Here is a 15173-nt window from a genome sequence, read left to right as displayed (position 1 = left end):
GCTCTCTCTCAGAATGATACGGATTTCATCAGTAGCCATATATGATAATAGGACAAAGATAGCGGTTATTTCGTTATCCTTGTCCTATTATTCCATTTATTTGTACCCATCCTGAGAAAGCCCTTTACGGGGCAATCCGGACTATTTCAAGCTACCGCCGATAATATCGAGCAGCTCATTCGTAATGGCCTGCTGACGGCTCTTGTTATACTGTTTCGTCAAATCTTGAATCAACTCGTTGGCATTATCTGTCGCCGTCTGCATGGCTAGCATACGGGCAGCATGTTCCGAAGTATTGGAATCGAGAAGCACGGTAAATATCTTCTGACTCAACACTTTTGGCAGAAGTTCCGCTATCAGTTCGCCGACGGAAGGTTCCACAATGTAATCATTATTAAAACTGCGGGCATCCTCCGGTACATCTTCTGCCGCCTCCTGCGCTACTTGCGTCAGGTCAATGGGCAGATAATTCTCGCGGAGCAGCACCTGCGAACCCATCGATTTGAAGTGATGGTAAATCAGCTCCACATGGTCAATCTGCTTTTCCACAAACTCATGCATCAACTTCTCTGCCAGCTCATACGCTTCAACGTACGAAGGCTTGTCTGCCATCACCTGGTAGCTGCCTTGCGGCACATATCCCATTTTCTTGACGGCTTCCTCCACCTTTCTCCCAACGGGATATATCAGAATATTCTCCTTGCCCAGCGACTGGTAATCTTCCAAAGTCCGTTCCAGCATCTTCGCCACATTCGAGTTGAATGCACCGCACAAGGAACTATTGGACGAAAACGCCACGACCGCTACCCTTGTCACGGGTCTTTTCTCGGTATAGGGCGACTCGAAAGAAGCATCCGTACGCAGAAAGTTCGTCAGAATCTCATTCAGCTTCCGTTGATAAGGCAGCATATTCCCAATCCGCCCCTGCGCCTTATGCAGTTTGGCAGATGCCACCATCTTCATAGCCGATGTTATCTGGCGTGTACTCTTGACGGAGCTTATTCTATTTTTTACCTCTTTCAGTGAAGACATATATCTATTTACGATTTAATTATTTACGATTTACGATTGAGGTAACTTCTGCCTGCGTCCGATTTACAACTTACCATATAGAGTAACTCCAATCGTAAATCGTAAATCGTCCAATCGTAAATCACATGAATTGCCTTGCAACCGCCTCTGCCGTCTCCTCAATCTTCTTGCAGACATCGTCATTGATGGCACCCGTCTTTAAAACGTCGAGTACCTCCATGCGATAGTTCATCTCAAGAGACTCAAGGAAGTTGCGTTCAAACTCGCTGACCTTGTCCAAAGGAACATTCCTCAACAAGCCGTGCGTGCCGCAATAAAGAATGGCAATCTGCTTTTCTACCGGCATCGGGCTGTATTGGGGCTGTACCAGCAGGCGTGTATTCTTCTGTCCCTTGTCGATGGTCAATGCCGTCACGGGGTCCATATCGCCACTGAACTTGGTAAACGCTTCCAGCTCCCGGTACTGTGCCTGGTCAATCTTTAATGTACCTGCCACCTTCTTCATAGCCTTGACTTGGGCATTACCACCCACACGGCTCACAGAGATACCCACGTCAATGGCCGGACGGTTACCCTGGTTGAAGAGGTTCGTATCAAGGAATATCTGCCCGTCAGTGATTGAAATCACATTCGTTGGGATATAGGCGGACACGTCTCCTGCCTGAGTTTCGATAATGGGCAATGCAGTCAGCGAACCGCCACCTTTCACCTTGCCTTTCAGACTGTCCGGCAGGTCGTTCATCTCGCGTGCCACTTCCTCCTGGCTGATAATCTTCGCCGCACGTTCCAACAAACGGGAGTGCAGATAGAAGATATCACCCGGATAGGCCTCACGTCCTGACGGACGGCGCAGAATCAGAGACACTTCACGATAGGCCACCGCCTGCTTGGACAAGTCGTCATAGACCACCAGCGCATGACGGCCGGTATCACGGAAATACTCTCCGATGGCAGCCCCTGCAAAGGGAGCGTAATACTGCAATGCAGCCGGGTCTCCCGCCGTAGCAGCCACCACAATGGTATAGTCCATCGCACCGTACTGGTGCAGGGTATTCACAATAGAAGCTACGGTAGAACCTTTCTGGCCAATGGCTACATAAATGCAATATACCGGATCGCCAGCATCAAAATTGGCACGCTGGTTGATGATGGTATCGATGGCAATGGCCGTCTTACCGGTCTGTCGGTCACCGATAATCAGCTCACGCTGTCCACGGCCGATAGGTATCATGGCATCCACAGCCTTCAGACCGGTCTGTAGCGGCTGATTCACCGGCTGACGGAAGATAACTCCCGGCGCCTTGCGTTCCAGCGGCATTTCATAAAGTTCTCCGCCTATCAGTCCTTTGCCATCGAGCGGCGCACCCAGAGGGTCTATTACACGGCCCAGCATACCCTCTCCCACCATGATGGAAGCAATACGCTTGGTACGCTTTACAATGAAGCCTTCCTTGATTTTATCCGTAGGGCCAAGCAACACAGCACCCACATTATCCTCTTCGAGGTTCATCACAATGGCCTTGATGCCGTTGTCGAACTCCAACAACTCGTTGGCTTCGGCATTGCGCAACCCATAGATACGGGCTACACCGTCACTGACTTGCAGTACCGTGCCAATCTCGTCCAACTGTACGCGGGTGTCAATCCCTTCCAGTTGCTTGCGGAGAATATCGGAGACTTCGCTTACTTTTATATTTTCAGACAACATCTTAGTATTTACTATTTTACAATTTACTATTTACTATTTGAAAGAACCCGAATCATATACTGTTTGACCTCTACAACTTACGCATCACAAGACTATTAAATAAGTAAATTGTAAATTGTCAAATCGTAAATCACACGATTCTTCTATTCTTATCAATGAACTGCTGTTTCACTTTCTTAAGCTGCGTAGCAATACTGGCATCCAGACGGAAGTCGTTGATGTCGAAGATAAAACCACCTTCAATGGAGGGATCCACTTCAGTCTGCAGCTCCATGCTGGCATGCAGCAGGGAGGAAGCACTGTCATGGATGCGCTCCCGCACTTCCTGGCTGACGGGAACGGCTGTTATCAGCTTTCCTACACCGATATGCTTGTCTTTCCGGTACAAATCCAGAAAACTCAGGCAGATGTACTGGAGAAAGTTTTCCCGCCGGTTCTTCAACACCAGAGTCATGAAACGCGCAAACTCACGGCCCGCAGGAGCATCCCCCACAGCAGCGGTACAGATAAGTGTTAACTTCTCACGTATCGTCAGGATGGGGTTTTCCAATGCCATGCGCAAATCGGGATGTTTCCTGAAGCTACGGTCGAGCATACAAAACTCCTTGTACAGAGTATCTTCTGCCCCCATGCTCTTGGCATATTCCATCAATGCTTTCGCATAACGCATCGAAACGATTCCTATATCCATTTCTTTGAGAATTAATTGTTTCTACTTGCTGCCAGCACTTCATCCAGCATCCGGTCTATCATCTCCATCTGCTCATGTTTCTCGTCCAGATTCTTGCGGATGATTTTCTCGGCTATATCTACGGACAAGACTGCCACCTGCCGGCGAATATCACGGATGGCCTCTTCCTTCTCTTGCTGTATCTGCTTTTTAACTTCGTCCAGCTCCTTCTGCGCGGCGGCTTCCGCCTGCTTGCGTGCTTCGACGATAATCTTGTCACGCTCATGCATCGCCTCCCGCAGAATACGTCCTTGTTCTTTGTTGGCAGCAGCAATCAACGCTTCACTCTCCTCTTTCAGTTTGGAGAGCTGGGCATTTGCTTCGCGTGCCACTTCCAAAGACTGGTCGATGTAGGTCTTGCGACCTTCCACCATCTTGGTGATAACGGGAAAACCGTACTTGGCAAGCACCACAAACACCACACCGAATGAAAGGAGCATCCAGAACAGCAGACCACTATCGGGTAATAACAATGACATAATTTTATTTACTATTTGACAATTTACGATTTACAATTTGGCTGCGCGGTGATGCTGCACGGACAAATTGTAAATGGTAAATGGTAGATTGTACATTATAAAAAGAATACCAATAAACACACAACTACTGCCAACAAAGCAACACCTTCAATCAAGGCAGCGGCAATAATCATGTTCATACGGATATCTCCGGATGCTTCCGGCTGGCGGGCAATGGCCTCCATAGCAGAACCGCCGATTTTACCAATACCTACACCAGCACCAATAACAGCCAAACCAGCACCAATGGCTGCACCCAGTTTACTAACTCCCACACCTGCCGCAGCAGCTTGCAATAATACAGATAGTAACATAACTTTCAGTTTTTAAATGGTTATTTTTATTAATATTTATATTCCCAATAATCGTATCACTTCACCGCCTTCTCCTTATGCTCTTCCTGCGCCAGACCGATGAACACGGCTGACAGCATGGTGAACACATATGCCTGGATAAAGGCAACCAACAACTCAAGTGCATTCATAAAGATATTGAACAACACCGATGCCACGGTCAGCGTTCCGTTCAAAGCAGGTCCCATACTGGCCGAGATGAATATTAGGCAGGTAAGCACCAGCATTGCCATGTGCCCTGCCAGCATATTGGCAAAAAGACGTATCATCAAAGCAAACGGTTTGGTGAAAATACCGAAGAACTCGATAAACGGCATCATGGGGATCGGTACCTTCAGCCACCAGGGCACATCCGGCCAAAAGATATCTTTCCAATAAGTCTTGGTTCCAAAGATATTCACGGCCAAGAAAGTACAGATGGCCAATACCATCGTAATGGCTATATTTCCCGTCACGTTGGCCCCTCCGGGAAAGAAAGGAATCAGCCCCATAATGTTGTTGATGAAAATAAAGAAGAAGGCCGTCAGCAAGTAAGGTGCGAATTTACGGTACTTCGGACCGACACAGCTCTTTATAATATCATCGTTCACCATCATGATAAACATCTCCATAAACCCGATGAAACCACCGGGAGCGGCACTTCCCTGCGGGTGCTTGCGATACCAGTGCGCCACACTCAAAATGATGAGAAGCAGCAATGCGCTGTTGATGAGCAAAGCCAGTGTCACCTTCGTGATGGAGATGTCCAACGGGCGTATTTCGTTTCCGGTGGCATCATACTCCACCAGCTTGCCTTCGTACTTGCTTCCTGCGGGAGCGATGGAAAAGCCTTCATAACTTCCACCGTTCTCCTCCAGACGTGAGGATAAAAAGGTATGCCATCCGGTGGTAGAGCTATGCACTATTACCGGCAAGGGAATCGTAACGTGAGTTTCACCCCACGTCGTGATGTGCCATTCGTAAGAATCGCCGATATGCCCGAAGACAATCTCCTTCACGTCCACCGTATTCTCGGCCCGCACCGTGGCGGGTAGCAACATGCCCAGTGCCAGCAGAATTACAGTCAGTATGTTACGCAATCTTTTCATTGTTACTTTTCTTTTTCAGTTTCCGATTCGCCTCAAAAGTGAAGAAGAACCAGGAATCATAAATCAAATATATCAGATAGTTGGCTATAAACGTCAACAAAAACGCCCTGGCTTCCTCACGTACTGCAACGCAATAAACCAGCATCACAATCATGGAGACCAGCATTCTCATCACACGCATCAGCAGATAAATCTGCAACATTCGTCCTGGCATCCGGTGACGGCAGCTTTCGGTCATATTAATCATGAATACTCCGAAAACAAAGAAGAAAAGCGGAATCAGCGGATAACCGCCGAAATAGTGATGCGGATTTATCGAAAAATACGCCCAACCGCCTACAATTCCTATCAATACCGTCAAGAGCGCTGTATGCAATAAGTAGTTTCTCTTAGTAATAGTCACGCCAACAACCTCTATTTTTTAATTTTTAATTTTTTAATAGCCTATTGCTGTTCTATACAGACGGCAACCCTTCCGTTACTCATCTCCACGAATCCGCTTTGAATATCCAACTCATGTTCCTCACCGTCCGTTGCGTAAATCAATTTCCCCGTTCCCAACGATGATACAATCGGTGCATGCTGCGGCAGGATAGAAAAAGAGCCCATAGTGCCCGGCAATGTAACACTTTCCACTTCCCCGTTGAAGAGTTCCTTCTCCGGTGAAACAATATTCAAATGCAACTTTTTCATCATCAAAGCTCCCAGACTTTTAATTTTTAATCGTTTTTCCCCCTGCCTGCTCCAGTAGTTTCTTACCCTTCTCAATGGCTTCTTCAATGGTTCCCACATTCAAGAAAGCAGGTTCGGGCAGGTAGTCCACCTCCCCGTCAAGAATCATCTTGAAGCCTTTGATAGTGTCCTCAATGGAAACCATTGTACCTGGGACACCCGTAAACTGCTCGGCAACGGCAAACGGCTGTGAAAGGAAACGCTGCACACGACGTGCACGGTTCACCAACGTACGGTCGGCATCAGAGAGTTCCTCCATACCAAGGATGGAGATAATGTCTTGCAATTCCTTGTTGCGCTGCAATATTTGTTTTACACGTTGTGCCACTTCGTAGTGTTCTACCCCCACAATGTGTGGGTCGAGAATGCGTGAAGTAGATTCCAACGGGTCCACAGCAGGATAAATACCAAGTTCAGTAATCTTACGACTCAACACCGTGGTGGCATCGAGGTGGGTAAACGTTGTGGCAGGTGCCGGGTCCGTCAAGTCATCGGCAGGCACATATACAGCCTGCACGGAAGTGATGGAGCCGTTTCTTGTAGAGGTAATACGCTCCTGCATGGCACCCATTTCCGTTGCCAGTGTCGGCTGATAGCCTACGGCAGAAGGCATACGGCCCAGCAAGGCCGAAACCTCGGAACCGGCTTGGGTGAAACGGAAGATATTATCAATGAAGAACAGAATGTCACGCGGACCGTCCGTCTCCGCTCCCATGTCACGGAAGGACTCGGCCACCGTCAACCCAGACAATGCCACGGACTGACGCGCACCGGGAGGTTCGTTCATCTGACCGAATATCAAAGACACTTGTGATTTGGCCACTTCGTCATAATCTACTTTGGACAAATCCCAATGGCCTTCCTCCATACCTTTCTTGAATTCTTCTCCGTAACGGATAACGCCGGATTCAATCATTTCTCTCAGCAGGTCGTTGCCTTCACGTGTACGTTCTCCTACACCGGCAAACACAGAGAAGCCGTGCTGCTTCTTCGCAATATTATTAATGAGCTCTTGGATAAGCACCGTCTTGCCTACACCGGCGCCACCAAACAGACCGATTTTACCGCCCTTGCTATATGGTTCCAGCAAGTCGATAACCTTGATGCCTGTATAAAGCACCTCTTGTACGGTAGTCAAATCTTCAAACTTAGGGGGGTCGCGATGGATGGGATAAGCACCGGTACGGTCCAACTCCTTCATGCCGTCGATAGAGTCGCCCACTACGTTCATCAGGCGGCCTTTGATTTGTGTACCTATCGGCATGGTGATGGGGCCTCCCAGCGGATGCACTGTCATTCCTCTCTGCAGGCCGTCCGTACTGTCCATAGCAACAGTACGCACCGTGTTTTCACCAATGTGCTGCTGTACCTCTACAATCAGTCTTTTGCCGTTCGACCTTTTTATTTCCAGTGCGTCGTGAATACTCGGCAACATCATTTCTGCCTCCGTTCCTTCGAAATAGACGTCTACTACAGGCCCGATTACCTGTGAGATATGTCCGACAATCTGTGACATAAGCAATCTTTTTATTCTATATTTCCTTAATTATTTTTCCCAATACTAAGTTGTAAGTCGCGTGTATCCTCATTAACAAGTCAGCCAAGTCGCGTCTTTCATCAGCTATGTACTCGTACCTATTAACGTTTGTCAGCTATGGTTTGTTCATCCCAATAGTTACATAAACAACAACGCAAATGTATAAACAATTTGCATGTAGTTGTTACCGTGTATAGCATTTTTTGAACAAAAAAGACTATTTTGAACGATTAATACTACAATTGGAACAAATTGTTACAGACATGATAACGTCAGTTAACAATTAGTAAGAAAAAGGAATTGCCTACCCATCTTATGAAAAAACACTGAATTGACAACAGAGATTCTGTATATAATATACAAAAAATAAGCCTTGTCGAGAGACAAGGCTTATTCACAACACAAACACAAAATAAAACACGACAAAACTACTATGCAATCTTACCTGTCTATGCCGGGGAGGCATACGTACTAGTTACGGATATTCACATATACATAAACAGCTTCAGGCTGATTTGCACATTATAAACAAATGCGGGGAGGCATTTGTTTATTGCCTATTTGTTAAAAAACACAAATTCAAAGTTTGTCATTGAATACCTCTTTCACGAAGCTTCAACTGCCATTTCCATGCAGAAAGTAAAGTATCTTCAATACTTGTTTCTGCCTTCCAACCCAGTTCATTGTTTGCCAATTCCGGGTTTGCCCATACCTTCTCAATATCACCGGCACGCCGACCTACTATCTGATAGTTCAGTTTTACACCGGTAGCCTTTTCGAAAGCATTAATCAGTTCCAATACGGAAAGTCCACGACCTGTACCGATATTGAATACTTCCACTTTTTCCTTCTGCTTGTTCTCCAAGATACGGTGGATAGCCACTACGTGTGCTTTGGCCAAATCGACTACATTGATGAAGTCGCGGATACAAGAACCGTCGGGAGTATCATAATCGTCACCAAACACGCTCAGTTTCTCACGGATGCCGATAGCGGTCTGGGTAAGATAAGGAATCAAGTTCTGCGGTACACCGTTAGGCAACTCTCCCAACAATGCTGTGGGGTGTGCACCTATCGGGTTGAAGTAACGCAACAAGATGGCGTTTATCGGAGCACCGGAAGCAACCGTATCACGTACAATCTCTTCATTGATTTGCTTCGTGTTTCCATACGGAGACTCAGCTTTCTTAATAGGTGCCTTTTCCGTTACCGGAAGTTCGTCCGGCTGGCCGTAAACTGTGCAGGAAGAAGAGAATACGATACCTTCCACTCCATGCTTCGGCATCAATTCCAGCAGGTTTATCAGTGAAACCAGGTTATTACGATAGTAAAGCAATGGTTTCTGGACAGATTCACCCACAGCCTTGCTGGCCGCAAAGTGAATGATGGCTTTAATGCCTTTATATTTGGTAAACACAGCGTCAAGACCGGCATAATCCAAGCAATCCAATTCCTCGAATGCAGGGCGGATGCCCGATACCTTCTCTATGTTATCTACAACATCTGCGCTGGAGTTTGACAAATTATCAATAATAACAACTTCATAACCTGCGTTTTGAAGTTCCACCACCGTGTGAGAACCAATATAACCGGTTCCACCCGTAACTAAGATTTTCCCTTTCATATTAAATATAGATAATTTAGCTTTTAGGTTATCAATACGCCACAAATGTAAGGAAATAAATTAATAAAAACAGAAAAAGGGGGATAAATTTTAGTTTATCCCCCTTCCACTTTATTTCCGTTTTTTCTTCTTTAAATCTTCACAACCCCCGAAAAGCCCATGAATGCCATTGCCAGCAGTCCGGCAGTAATCAAAGCTATCGGAGTACCCTGCATACCTTTCGGTACACTAACCAGGCTCATTTGCTCGCGCAGGCCTGCAAACAGTGTCAGTGCCAAGCCGAAACCAAGTGCCGTGGAGAATGCATAAACCACTCCCGTCAGCAAATCATAATCTTTTTGGATAACAAGGATAGCCACACCGAGAATACAGCAGTTGGTAGTAATCAACGGCAGGAACACGCCCAAGGCCTGATACAGAGAAGGAGAAACTTTCTTCAGGATAATCTCTACCATCTGCACCAATGCGGCAATCACCAGGATAAAGGTAATAGTCTGCAAATAGCCCAAATCAAAAGCGTCGAGCACATACTTCTGAATAAGGAATGTCACGATAGTGGCGATGGTGAGCACGAATGCCACCGCTGCCGACATGCCCAATGCAGTCTCCACTTTCTTGGAAACTCCCAAGAACGGGCAAATTCCCAAGAATTGCGACAATACGATGTTGTTTACAAAGATTGCCGAGATAAATATCAATATATATTCCATAATCATTAAATTAAGAATTAAAAACTAAAAATTAAAAGCCCGGCAGCTTACCGCCGATACGTTCTCAATTTTTTCATTTTTAATTTTTCATTATTAATTCTTCTTCATACTGTTGATTAAAGCAATGAGATAGCCCAATGCAATGAATGCACCCGGAGCAAGGACAAATACCAACATGCCGTATTCTTCGGGAAGGATACTCAAGTTGAATATCTTGCCGGTTCCCAGGAACTCACGCACGGCACCCAGTAATGTCAGTGCAATGGTAAAGCCCAAGCCCATGCCCAGACCGTCGAACAAGGAAGCCACCGGATTGTTTTTGGCAGCAAATGCCTCGGCACGTCCCAATACGATACAGTTTACAACAATCAGCGGAATGAACAGGCCCAGTGTGGCGTACAATGCAGGAACGTAAGCTTGCATTATCATCTGCAACAGTGTCACAAATGATGCTATGACTACAATGAATGAAGGGATACGCACCATATCGGGAATCAGATTCTTGATGGCAGAAATCACCACATTGGAACATATCAGCACGAACATTGTAGCCAGTCCCATACCCATACCGTTAATGGCAGAGGAAGTGGTACCCAGTGTAGGACACATACCCAGCAGGAGTACAAACGTAGGATTCTCTTTGATAATCCCGTTCATCATAACTTTAAAATTATTCATATCTTCTACTCCTTTCTTATTTAGCGCTGAGTGTATCCACAGCTTCGGGAGCTGCGGAATCAGCAGGTTGTTCAACATTCTTTTGAGTAGCGCCGGTAGTGCCGTCGGCAGTTTCCTGACCGGCATAGGCAGCATAAGCCGCATTCACTGCATTCAAAAAAGCACGTGAGGTGATGGTAGACGCTGTAATGGCATCTACTTTACCACCGTCCTTGCTCACTGTCAATGCAGCTTCACCCGGATTCATGCCGGTGATGTCACCTTTATTGCCTTTCTTGAACCAGTCGGCAGCCTTGGAACCCAACCCCGGAGTTTCCACATGCGACAACAAGGAGTAGTCGATGATTTTGCCTTCAGCATCGAAACCGACCAACACTTTCAGCTCACCGCCAAAACCCATGGCAACAGCTTCCACAGCAGCTCCGATATATTCTCCACCTTTGGTGGCAGGATATACAGAATACTGTACTCCGTTTACTTCCTGCATCTTCTTCTCGGCAATGGGGTCATTGTCGAAGCCCGGAACCACCGCACTTACGGCATCGCTCAAGGTCTTTGCATTGGCCTGCGCAATGGGCTCCTTCGTCAATTCGTTTACATAAGCCAGCAACGCTACGGAGATTGCGGTAACGCCCGTAAGTACCAGCAACATATTCTTCAAGGATGATTCTAACTTTTTCATTTCTTCTTCGCTACCTCCCCAAAGCGTTTAGGTTTAACATAGGTGTTGATGAGCGGAGTGAACGCATTCATAATCAGAATGGCAAACGACATACCCTCCGGATATGCACCGAACAGACGGATGATGACAGTCAGTAGGCCGATGCAAACACCATAAATCAGCATACCTTTGTGGCTCATCGGAGAAGTCACGTAGTCCGTAGCCATAAAGACAGCACCCAGCATCAGACCACCGGACAACAACTGTACGACCGGGGATACATAAAGTTCCGGATTGACCAGATACATGATACCGGAGAACACGAATACCGTCACCAGAATAGATACCGGAATGTGCCAGGTGATGATTTTCTTCCACAACATGTAGAACAAACCAAGCAGCAGCGCCAAGGCACTCACCTCACCGAGACATCCTCCATTATTACCTATCAGAAGGTCGAAAGCTCCCGGAAGGTCGCTCAGGGACATGCCCGGAGCACCATTGATGACACCTTTCATAATAGCCAGCGGCGTAGCAGCCGTCGTGGCATCCGTATAGGCTGTCAACTGGCCTACAGCCGGCCATGTCGTCATCTGCACGGGGAATGAAAGCAACAGGAATACACGTCCTGCCAGTGCAGGGTTAAAGGGATTGCAACCCAAACCTCCGAAGGACATCTTGCCTACCCCGATGGCAAACAAGGCACCAAGGATGATAATCCAGATGGGCAGGTTGGAAGGCAGGTTAAAGGCCAGCAACACACCGGTAATGATGGCAGAGCCGTCGGTGATGGTTGTGGTCTCTTTTTTCATGAGGAATTTGCCGATGGCCCATTCAAAGAACAAGCAGGCTGCTACGGAAGTGGCCGTAACAATCAGCGCACCCAGTCCGAAAAAGTAAAGCGAAACGAGGAATGCCGGAATCAATGCGATAAGCACACCGTACATATTCTTCTTCACGCTGTCACCGCCGTGAACGTGGGGCGAAAGGGATACGATTAATTTATTCATACTTCGTTATTTTTTAGCTTGACGTGCACGGATCATCGCTCCTACCTTACCCTTACCCAAGCGGATATAATCCAGCATCGGACGGTTGGAAGGACAAGTGAACTGGCATGAACCGCATTCTATACACGACATAATGTCTTCTTTCTCTACTCTTTCAAAATCTCCGTGGGCCGAAACGGTAGCCAGCAGATACGGCTCCAACCCCATCGGGCAGGCTCCCACGCACTTAGCACAACGGATACAAGGCTGTACTTCGCCGCGCTTGGCTTCCTTCTCGTTCATAATCAGAATACCGGAGCTTCCTTTGGCTGTCGGTACATCCGTATTTACCAGAGCTTTACCCATCATCGGGCCACCGCCGATAATCTTACCCGTATCTTCGGGCAGACCGCCGCAAGCTTCAATCAGCTGCTTCATCGGCGTACCGATACGTGCCAGGAAATTGGACGGCTTTGCCAACGACTTACCAGTCACGGTAATGACACGCTCAAACAGAGGTTTGTTCTTCTGTACGGCCTGGTAAACGGCAAATGCGGTACCCACATTCTGCACCACAGCTCCCGTGGAGATAGGCAACGCACCGGCTGCAACCTGGCGACTGATGACAGCATCAATCAACTGCTTTTCACCACCCTGCGGATATTGTACCTTCAAGGGTACCACCTCGATACCTGCATAGCTGGAAGCAACCTTCGTCATCAGCTGGATGGCATCGGGCTTATTGTTCTCAATGCCGATGAATGCCTTGTTCACCTTTACCGCCTTCATCAGAATGGATACACCTACCATAATTTCTTCCGCATGTTCCAGCATCAGCTGATGGTCGGCAGTCAGATACGGCTCGCACTCTACGGCGTTGATGATGACACACTCTGCCTTGAATGCAGGAGGAGGGCACAACTTGACCTGCGTAGGAAAGCATGCACCGCCCAGACCTACGATACCGGCGTCGGCGATTTTCTTCACGATTTCCTCGGAAGTCAGACTGCATTCCTTCACCAACGTTTCGGAACGGTCAATGGATTCTTCCCATTCATCCCCTTCTACGTCAATGAATATAGCAGGCTTGGCGTAACCGCTGGCATCGACAATCGTGTCAATCTTAGCGACTTTCCCGCTGACAGACGAATGAATGGCTGCTGATACAAAACCGCCGGGCTCGGCAATCTTTGTACCCACTTTCACAACATCACCTTTGGCAACGATAGGCTTGGCAGGAGCACCGATGTGCTGTCCCAGCAAGATAGCGGCCTTGGCCGGAATCTCTGCCTTGATGATAGGCTGATGTGCTGAAAGTTTATTTTCGTGTGGATGGACTCCACCAATTGAAAATGTCTTCAACATACAATTCTGTATTTTTAGTCGTTTATTTACTTTATTAATTCATACCTCAACTTGGGAAGTCTAAACCTCTGCTTTGGGAGTCTCAACCTCAGCTTTAGGAGCTGCAACCTTTACTTGGGGAGCTGCATCGTCAGCCTTCGGTTTGCGCGGCGGGAAGTTGAGGGCAATGATTGTGTTTTGCGGACAAGCTTCCTCGCACTTGCGACAGGATTTACACTTATTGGGGTCAATGTAAGCCAGATTGTTTTCCAGCGTGATAGCCTCGAACGGACAAACCTTCACACACTTGCCGCAACCGATACATGCCACGGTACAAGCCTTGCGTGCTACGGCCCCCTTGTCCTTGTTTACACACTGTACGTAAATACGACGTGATTTCTTGCCTTGAGGACGGATTTCAATAATAGATTTCGGACAAGCCTTGGCACAAGCTCCACAAGCCGTACACTTTTCCTCATCCACTTCGGGAAGTCCGGTCTCCGGATTCATGTGGATAGCATCGAACTGGCAGGCAGCCACACAGTCGCCGCATCCCAGACAGCCATAACTACAACCCGTTTCACCACCATAGAGAGAAGCCGCAATGGCACAACTCTTGGCGCCATCGTATTGGTTCACACGAGGACGGTTGGCACAAGTTCCATTACATCTCACCACCGCAACCATAGGTTCGGCAGCAGCGGCATCCAAGCCCAGAATCTCGGCAATCTTTGTCATGACGGGCTGTCCACCCACCGGACAAAGTTTACCATCCAGCGAACCTGCCTTTACGCAAGCATCTGCAAATCCGCTACAACCGGGGTAACCACATCCACCGCAATTTGCCTGGGGAAGCACCTCTGCTACCTGGGCAATCCGCGGATCTTCATACACGGCGAATTTCTTGGAAGCCACGTAAAGAATAGCGGCCGATACCAGCGCTATAACTCCCAATGAAATCACTGCAATCAGAATTACATTCATAAATTAGTTGTTTATTAATTATTTGTTTTATTATTAGTTAGTTCATCGGTCGTACGGAGAATGAGAACTTCTTACCCATCCGCAACTTGTTCAGCCACAATATATAATAATAAGGTACAAGAAGTGCTAGCGAACAAAGCGCGGAACGCAGCTCGTCATTCCAGATAGCCATAAAGACAAATAGTGAGATTATCAGAATAAGGAAAGGAAATATAAAGGCAAACAGAACTGCCATCACTCCCATTGAAAGTTCGCCCGTCACCCATACACGGTCGCCGGGCTGGTAGGATGCGGCATTGGCATCGGCCACATCGACAAGTTTCTCTTTCGTATCCGCAGAGGTACAATGTCCCTTGACACTACACGAAGCGCACGCTGAAGTCTGGATGATTCTCACTTGGAGATGAGAACCGTTTATGTTTTCCACAATACCTTGATGTTTTATAGTATTCGCCATTTTGCAAAGTGTGCATTACAAATCGCGG

17 protein-coding genes are annotated in these 15173 nt (G+C 47.4%); all 17 read right to left on the bottom strand.

Going from position 1 to position 15173, the window contains the following annotated elements; all coding sequences use genetic code 11:
* Window positions 1-141: 141 nt before the first annotated feature.
* Window positions 142-1032 (bottom strand): F0F1 ATP synthase subunit gamma, encoded by an 891-nt coding sequence (locus NQ510_RS13985; protein ID WP_005829113.1) that lies wholly within the window; start codon window positions 1030-1032, stop codon window positions 142-144.
* 121 nt (window positions 1033-1153) lie between these two features.
* Window positions 1154-2737 carry a F0F1 ATP synthase subunit alpha gene (gene atpA, locus NQ510_RS13980; protein WP_085929908.1) on the bottom strand — a complete coding sequence of 528 codons (1584 nt, stop codon included), beginning with the start codon at window positions 2735-2737 and terminating at the stop codon, window positions 1154-1156.
* Window positions 2738-2870: 133 nt separating this feature from the next.
* On the bottom strand, window positions 2871-3431 hold the full coding sequence (locus NQ510_RS13975) for a F0F1 ATP synthase subunit delta (protein ID WP_005829118.1): 561 nt from the start codon (window positions 3429-3431) through the stop codon (window positions 2871-2873).
* Between the two features lie 11 nt (window positions 3432-3442).
* Entirely contained in the window at window positions 3443-3949 is a 507-nt protein-coding gene (atpF, locus tag NQ510_RS13970) for a F0F1 ATP synthase subunit B (RefSeq protein ID WP_005829120.1), read from the bottom strand.
* A gap of 95 nt (window positions 3950-4044) precedes the next feature.
* Window positions 4045-4302, bottom strand: a complete 258-nt coding sequence (atpE, locus tag NQ510_RS13965; protein ID WP_005829122.1) for an ATP synthase F0 subunit C — start codon at window positions 4300-4302, stop codon at window positions 4045-4047.
* A 56-nt stretch (window positions 4303-4358) separates the two neighbouring features.
* Window positions 4359-5429, bottom strand: coding sequence for a F0F1 ATP synthase subunit A (gene atpB / locus NQ510_RS13960; RefSeq protein WP_005829124.1), 1071 nt, complete (start codon window positions 5427-5429; stop codon window positions 4359-4361).
* Window positions 5413-5832 carry a hypothetical protein gene (locus tag NQ510_RS13955; protein WP_005829126.1) on the bottom strand — a complete coding sequence of 140 codons (420 nt, stop codon included), beginning with the start codon at window positions 5830-5832 and terminating at the stop codon, window positions 5413-5415. The genes atpB and NQ510_RS13955 overlap by 17 nt, the downstream gene beginning before the upstream one ends.
* 41 nt (window positions 5833-5873) lie before the next feature.
* Window positions 5874-6122: an ATP synthase F1 subunit epsilon gene (gene atpC, locus NQ510_RS13950; protein WP_034523421.1), complete on the bottom strand. Its 249-nt coding sequence runs from the start codon at window positions 6120-6122 to the stop codon at window positions 5874-5876.
* Between the two features lie 19 nt (window positions 6123-6141).
* Entirely contained in the window at window positions 6142-7677 is a 1536-nt protein-coding gene (gene atpD, locus NQ510_RS13945) for a F0F1 ATP synthase subunit beta (protein ID WP_005829130.1), read from the bottom strand.
* 610 nt (window positions 7678-8287) lie between these two features.
* Complete coding sequence (galE, locus tag NQ510_RS13940) at window positions 8288-9322, bottom strand: UDP-glucose 4-epimerase GalE (protein ID WP_005829134.1); 1035 nt, start codon at window positions 9320-9322, stop codon at window positions 8288-8290.
* Window positions 9323-9453: 131 nt separating this feature from the next.
* Window positions 9454-10032: an electron transport complex subunit RsxA gene (gene rsxA, locus NQ510_RS13935; RefSeq protein WP_008663551.1), complete on the bottom strand. Its 579-nt coding sequence runs from the start codon at window positions 10030-10032 to the stop codon at window positions 9454-9456.
* Between the two features lie 93 nt (window positions 10033-10125).
* Window positions 10126-10710, bottom strand: a complete 585-nt coding sequence (gene rsxE / locus NQ510_RS13930; protein ID WP_005829138.1) for an electron transport complex subunit RsxE — start codon at window positions 10708-10710, stop codon at window positions 10126-10128.
* A 16-nt stretch (window positions 10711-10726) separates the two neighbouring features.
* Window positions 10727-11392 carry an RnfABCDGE type electron transport complex subunit G gene (locus tag NQ510_RS13925; RefSeq protein WP_005829140.1) on the bottom strand — a complete coding sequence of 222 codons (666 nt, stop codon included), beginning with the start codon at window positions 11390-11392 and terminating at the stop codon, window positions 10727-10729.
* The gene (locus NQ510_RS13920) at window positions 11389-12381 is read right to left on the bottom strand and encodes an RnfABCDGE type electron transport complex subunit D (RefSeq protein WP_005829143.1); all 993 of its coding nucleotides are present in this window, start codon (window positions 12379-12381) and stop codon (window positions 11389-11391) included. Before NQ510_RS13920 ends, NQ510_RS13925 begins: the two co-directional genes overlap by 4 nt.
* A 6-nt stretch (window positions 12382-12387) precedes the next feature.
* Window positions 12388-13725 (bottom strand): electron transport complex subunit RsxC, encoded by a 1338-nt coding sequence (rsxC, locus tag NQ510_RS13915; protein WP_005829145.1) that lies wholly within the window; start codon window positions 13723-13725, stop codon window positions 12388-12390.
* Between the two features lie 60 nt (window positions 13726-13785).
* Window positions 13786-14688: a Fe-S cluster domain-containing protein gene (locus tag NQ510_RS13910; protein WP_005829147.1), complete on the bottom strand. Its 903-nt coding sequence runs from the start codon at window positions 14686-14688 to the stop codon at window positions 13786-13788.
* A 37-nt stretch (window positions 14689-14725) separates the two neighbouring features.
* A complete protein-coding gene (locus NQ510_RS13905) occupies window positions 14726-15145 on the bottom strand; it encodes a SoxR reducing system RseC family protein (protein WP_005829149.1) in 420 nt (139 codons plus the stop codon).
* Window positions 15146-15173 lie beyond the last annotated feature (28 nt).

Source organism: Bacteroides uniformis, assembly GCF_025147485.1.
GTDB lineage: Bacteria > Bacteroidota > Bacteroidia > Bacteroidales > Bacteroidaceae > Bacteroides > Bacteroides uniformis.
This window is presented reverse-complemented; position numbering and strand designations above follow the sequence as displayed.

Excerpts from the sequence above, each read along its gene's own strand:
- NQ510_RS13985 (WP_005829113.1), bottom strand. The coding sequence starts at position 1,032 with ATGTCTTCACTGAAAGAGGTAAAAAATAGAATAAGCTCCGTCAAGAGT.
- NQ510_RS13975 (WP_005829118.1), bottom strand. The coding sequence starts at position 3,431 with ATGGATATAGGAATCGTTTCGATGCGTTATGCGAAAGCATTGATGGAA.
- atpF (WP_005829120.1), bottom strand. The coding sequence starts at position 3,949 with ATGTCATTGTTATTACCCGATAGTGGTCTGCTGTTCTGGATGCTCCTT.
- atpE (WP_005829122.1), bottom strand. The coding sequence starts at position 4,302 with ATGTTACTATCTGTATTATTGCAAGCTGCTGCGGCAGGTGTGGGAGTT.
- atpB (WP_005829124.1), bottom strand. The coding sequence starts at position 5,429 with ATGAAAAGATTGCGTAACATACTGACTGTAATTCTGCTGGCACTGGGC.
- atpC (WP_034523421.1), bottom strand. The coding sequence starts at position 6,122 with ATGAAAAAGTTGCATTTGAATATTGTTTCACCGGAGAAGGAACTCTTC.
- atpD (WP_005829130.1), bottom strand. The coding sequence starts at position 7,677 with ATGTCACAGATTGTCGGACATATCTCACAGGTAATCGGGCCTGTAGTA.
- galE (WP_005829134.1), bottom strand. The coding sequence starts at position 9,322 with ATGAAAGGGAAAATCTTAGTTACGGGTGGAACCGGTTATATTGGTTCT.
- rsxA (WP_008663551.1), bottom strand. The coding sequence starts at position 10,032 with ATGGAATATATATTGATATTTATCTCGGCAATCTTTGTAAACAACATC.
- rsxE (WP_005829138.1), bottom strand. The coding sequence starts at position 10,710 with ATGAATAATTTTAAAGTTATGATGAACGGGATTATCAAAGAGAATCCT.
- NQ510_RS13925 (WP_005829140.1), bottom strand. The coding sequence starts at position 11,392 with ATGAAAAAGTTAGAATCATCCTTGAAGAATATGTTGCTGGTACTTACG.
- NQ510_RS13920 (WP_005829143.1), bottom strand. The coding sequence starts at position 12,381 with ATGAATAAATTAATCGTATCCCTTTCGCCCCACGTTCACGGCGGTGAC.
- rsxC (WP_005829145.1), bottom strand. The coding sequence starts at position 13,725 with ATGTTGAAGACATTTTCAATTGGTGGAGTCCATCCACACGAAAATAAA.
- NQ510_RS13910 (WP_005829147.1), bottom strand. The coding sequence starts at position 14,688 with ATGAATGTAATTCTGATTGCAGTGATTTCATTGGGAGTTATAGCGCTG.
- NQ510_RS13905 (WP_005829149.1), bottom strand. The coding sequence starts at position 15,145 with ATGGCGAATACTATAAAACATCAAGGTATTGTGGAAAACATAAACGGT.